The organism is Cupriavidus sp. 05T313 (genome assembly GCF_056396665.1).
The window spans coordinates 1-4,230 of the sequence record NZ_JBFTLX010000397.1 but is presented as its reverse complement, the minus strand read 5'-3'; the positions used below and the strand labels follow the sequence as shown (position 1 = coordinate 4,230).

Annotated in this window: 2 protein-coding genes; both read right to left on the bottom strand. The window is 60.1% G+C overall.

Annotated features, from left to right (window positions below; translation table 11 throughout):
- Window positions 1–3,412 (bottom strand): DEAD/DEAH box helicase (locus AC1DKD_RS39595; RefSeq protein WP_477144594.1); only part of this gene is annotated, 3,412 nt, incomplete at its 3' end.
- Window positions 3,412–4,218 carry an EH signature domain-containing protein gene (locus AC1DKD_RS39590; protein ID WP_477144593.1) on the bottom strand — a complete coding sequence of 269 codons (807 nt, stop codon included), beginning with the start codon at window positions 4,216–4,218 and terminating at the stop codon, window positions 3,412–3,414. The genes AC1DKD_RS39595 and AC1DKD_RS39590, both read right to left, overlap by 1 nt.
- Between the last annotated feature and the right edge of the window lie 12 nt (window positions 4,219–4,230).

Here is a 4,230-nt window from a genome sequence, read left to right as displayed (position 1 = left end):
GCACAGCGGCGCCTTCCCCGGCACTGCTTACGAGCTCGCTAAAGGTCGCATCTCCGCCGGTGCCGTTCAACATGGTCACCAGTTCCCCCTGGTCTAGCGTGGAACCCGCGAGTCCCGCTTTCCGCTTCAGCAGTTGGTCAAGGCGAACTTCGAATGTGTCAAAGTCATCCGCCACGACCGTCGGGCAATACACGAAGACATCACGCTCTTGCCCGATACGGAAAGCGCGGTCGGTCGCCTGCGACTCCTTCGCTGGATTCCACGCCCGGGTGAAGTGGAATACATGGTTAGCGGCAGTGACATTCAGGCCGGCCCCCGCCGCCAAAGTCGAAAGAATGATGACGTCGAACCCCCCGGTCTGCGCAAACTTGTTGAGCAAGGCCTGTCTCCCCTGTGAATCACCATTAATGGTGATGGGCTTGATGCCAAAGGATTCACGCAGGAAATAGAACAGGGCCGCTTGAACTTCGCGTAGCTCGGTAAAGACGATTGCCTTCTCGCCGGCCCGCCGGACGCCTTCCAACCGCTCGAGCAACCAACGCAGCTTGGGCGAGTTCCCCAGGTGCGCATCACGACCGCTCTTATCCATCAGGAACTTCGTCCCAGGCAGACAATAGGGTTCGGCGCAAACGGCTTTCATGAGATGAAGTGCACCGAAGGAGAGCCTTGCTCGCTTGCGTCCATCCGATTCCTGGGTCGCATCCTGCAGCTTCTTCAGCCCCCCCTTGTAGAGGATGCGTTGATGCTCAGACATGCCTATATCAAGACGCTCGTGCTCTTCAAGAGTCGATTTGAACTCCACTTCCGTTCCTGTCGCCGCCTTCTTCGCAAAGAACTTACGCGGGAGTTCGTCCGCAATATCGGCCTTGGTTCGTCGGAGCGTCTGCGGCGCAATCGTGGATTGGAGATACCCGAGAGCCTGTGCCTCATCCTCCGTCTTGCACTCAATCGGGCGGCGATAGGTCTTGCCGAACTCCTCCAGCGCCCCCAGGAGGCCGGGCTGAACGAAGTCGAATAGGCACCACAAATCCGCGAGGGAGTTCTCCACCGGCGTGCCGGTACACGCGATGCGGAAATCAGCCTTCAGCTTCTTCGCGGCCAAGGTGACCCGGGTCCCCGGCGTCTTGATACGTTGCGCCTCGTCGCAAATGACCATTGCAAACGGCTGTTTCGCGAACGAAAACTCATACGAGGTCAGCACCTCATACGTGGTGACAATAACCTTTGCGGACCCCGCCCAGTTTGGCTTCAGCAACTCAACAATGCCCTGTTGTTGGAGCTGAACATCGATGAGACCTAGCGGTTGCCGCCTTGCCTTTAGTGCCTCCCCATACAGCACCAGCACCTCGGGGAATGACGGCGTGAAGAACTTTGCCGCCTCATTCGCCCAATTTTCCAGGAGGCTCTTGGGGGCAAAGATGACCGACGGCGCAGACTGAGGTCGCTGTTCGTAATACCAGCCAAGCAGGGACAGGAGCTGCAGCGTCTTTCCCAAGCCCATATCATCCGCCAGAAGGGCCCCGCGGCACTCGTGAGGCGCCTTCGACACAAGGTGCTGGAACCAGGCCACGCCTTTCCTTTGATGTTGCTTCAATCCAACTGTGGGTCGCATTGAGCGCGGGAGTTGCGCCTCGGCGTCCGCCGGAAGTGCCAGGGAGGCCTTGCGCACCTCAACGTAGTCAACACCATGAAAATTGGTCTTAACCAGCAGGGTCTGCCGCGCACCGCGCGTCTCTTTGGCGCCGGTGGCAGCCTCTCCTTTGACTCTCTCCTGAGCCCCAAGCATGCTCTTGAAACTCTCGACCAACGTTCTGGCCTGCGCGGTCGCGACAGCGGTCGGGAGGTCGGGATTGCGCACCGAAGCCTGCCCATCCTTTTCGGCTTCGCCTACCTGCACGTCAAACCCTTCGACCCATTGCTTGCTCAGCGGGATGACGACATCCCCCTCGTGGCCTTGCAACGTCACACGGACCATGGGGGTCAGGTCCGAAGGCGTCCAACCGTCCTCCCCCTCACGCTTGTTCGACGGCGCCTGGAAGACTGGCACGTAAATGGGCTTGGCTTCCCCAATCCCCTCGATGCGGCTGCTGTACCCGTCCAGTTCGTAGACGTCGTCGAACGATATCTGCTCGGCCGGCTGCGTGCGCCACAGGTGCGCCAACTGTTGACCTTGCTCCAACTGAAGCGTCGATTCCGCATCGACGGTGAGGTCATACTCCTCCCAGGCGAAACGCTCGCGGTCGTGCTCGAGGGCTGCACGCAGTGCTGCGTTAAACGCGTCGAGCTCATCTGGCGTGGCAAATGACTGCCGCTCGGTACGGGCCGCGCCCCCGGCAAAATGCTCCGTCACGCAGAGGTCCACGGAATTCAAACGCGCGTCCTCGATGCGGCCCACAATGCCAAATACCGCGGCCAGCGCACCGGCCCCTGCCCGGTCGAGTTCGAAGTCGTCCTCGTTCAGGACTTCATGGGCACTTTCACCAAGGTAAGCCCAAGGGTTATGTATGAATTTCTCTGCTTTGGCGCCGGCCACGCGTCTTCCCGGCATCTCGCGTTTGATGACCTCCAGCACCTGGCGTACCGGGTCCGCGACAACCACGCGCACCCGTCCGGCACCTCGGGTCAGGTCATAATGGGGTTGCACCCCATTGAACCCATCGAAGGCATTCAGCCACCCGTCGGGGGCGCCATCGAACGTCGGCGCTACCGTCAGCACACGGCCAAACGGCGTTTCCGATTTGGCCAATGGGAGCCGTAGTGTCTGTGGCGTCAGCACGTAAGTGGTTTCGAGGTAAGGTGTCGCGTAAAGCGCGCCGGCCTTGTCCGCRCATCCCCGGATACGACCCCACGCGAGCTCATTGTCGTGCTGATTCCGTTTGTCGCCCGGTCGCCGTCGAAAGGCATCGACCTCGGCGACCGTAGCCCACGCGTCCGCTGACAGTAGCTGTGGTACATCGCCAATTTCTACGACGGCGCCTTCGACGCGGTTGGGCTTCACGCCGCGACTCCCATCGGCCCATCCGGTCACCACAATCTCGAATTCCGGCTCCGAGAGTGTCCCGGTACAACCCAGAATGGGTCGCAGCGGACCAATTGGCGGCAGCCCTAACAGTTGAATCGCGCCTTGATGCTCCGCGGAGCGCAGCAGCCCATAGGCGGCCTCCCACCCAATCTGCACGCCATTGATGTCGAGGCTGCACTGCTCCTCGGCTATCAACTGAGCCAAATAGGCCGCGAGAACTGACTCGCCGGGGCCCGCTCGGTCAACCGCAGCCAGCAACGCCTCCAAGGTTGGCTCGTCAAGCGGCTTCGCGAACACAACATTGACGCCATCCTGGGTCCACGTTGTATTGAGTACCGGCCTATCAGGTGTCGAGCCTGAGGTGCGCTTGAAGAAATCGAACAGTCCCATCAACTCTCCGGAAAATACCAGGCTTGGCTCTTATTCGCCCACCGGAAGCCAAACGCCTTGAGTCCGGCAGCGAGCTGGGCATTCTGCAGGTCGTCATTCACCCACAGCCGCCCACCATTTGTACTCCGTCTGTCATCAATCCGTGCCCCCGGGAATCGGCTGACGAGACCACGCACTAGCAACATATCTGGTCCGCCGCGACCACTCCCTGCCGTGGTGCTAGCGGTCTGTGTCCCTCGCGAGGAGGAAGCGCCTGCGCTTCGACTCGACGATGCAGCGGTGGCATGCGGTTGGCTTGCTGGCGCATCGGGCCGGATGCCAATGGTTCTCAATTTGTCGTCCGCACGGGGCTGCCAGCCCGGGGTATGCACAATTCGCGCCGCACACCCCTCGCGATACCCTGCCGCCAAGTCTTCTGTCCCGCCATCATAGTGGTGACTATAGGGCTCGAACGGGAGTGACGTGGCCTCATACACGTAACACGCGTTTGGCTTCTTGCTGAACTCGATAATAAGAAATGAGYCAATCTGCATCATGAACGCATCAACATCCTGCTTGCCCGTGAACCTGGCGTAGGAGCCCTCTTCCCGTGCAATCAGGTCGCGAACTCCAGCATTACTTGACTTGAGCGCCATGGTGTCTGCACTGAAGACTAGTCGCGTCCAGTCAATCTGCTTCATGTATTTGGACCAGAAGGCTAGTCGCCCTTCATCGGCCTTGTTACGCGCAGCCAGAATGTCAAAGAAATCCTTGAGATTGCGCTCGTTGACCCAGCCCAAGACCATCCGCCAGACGGGCTCAGGCACGCGATTCTAGGC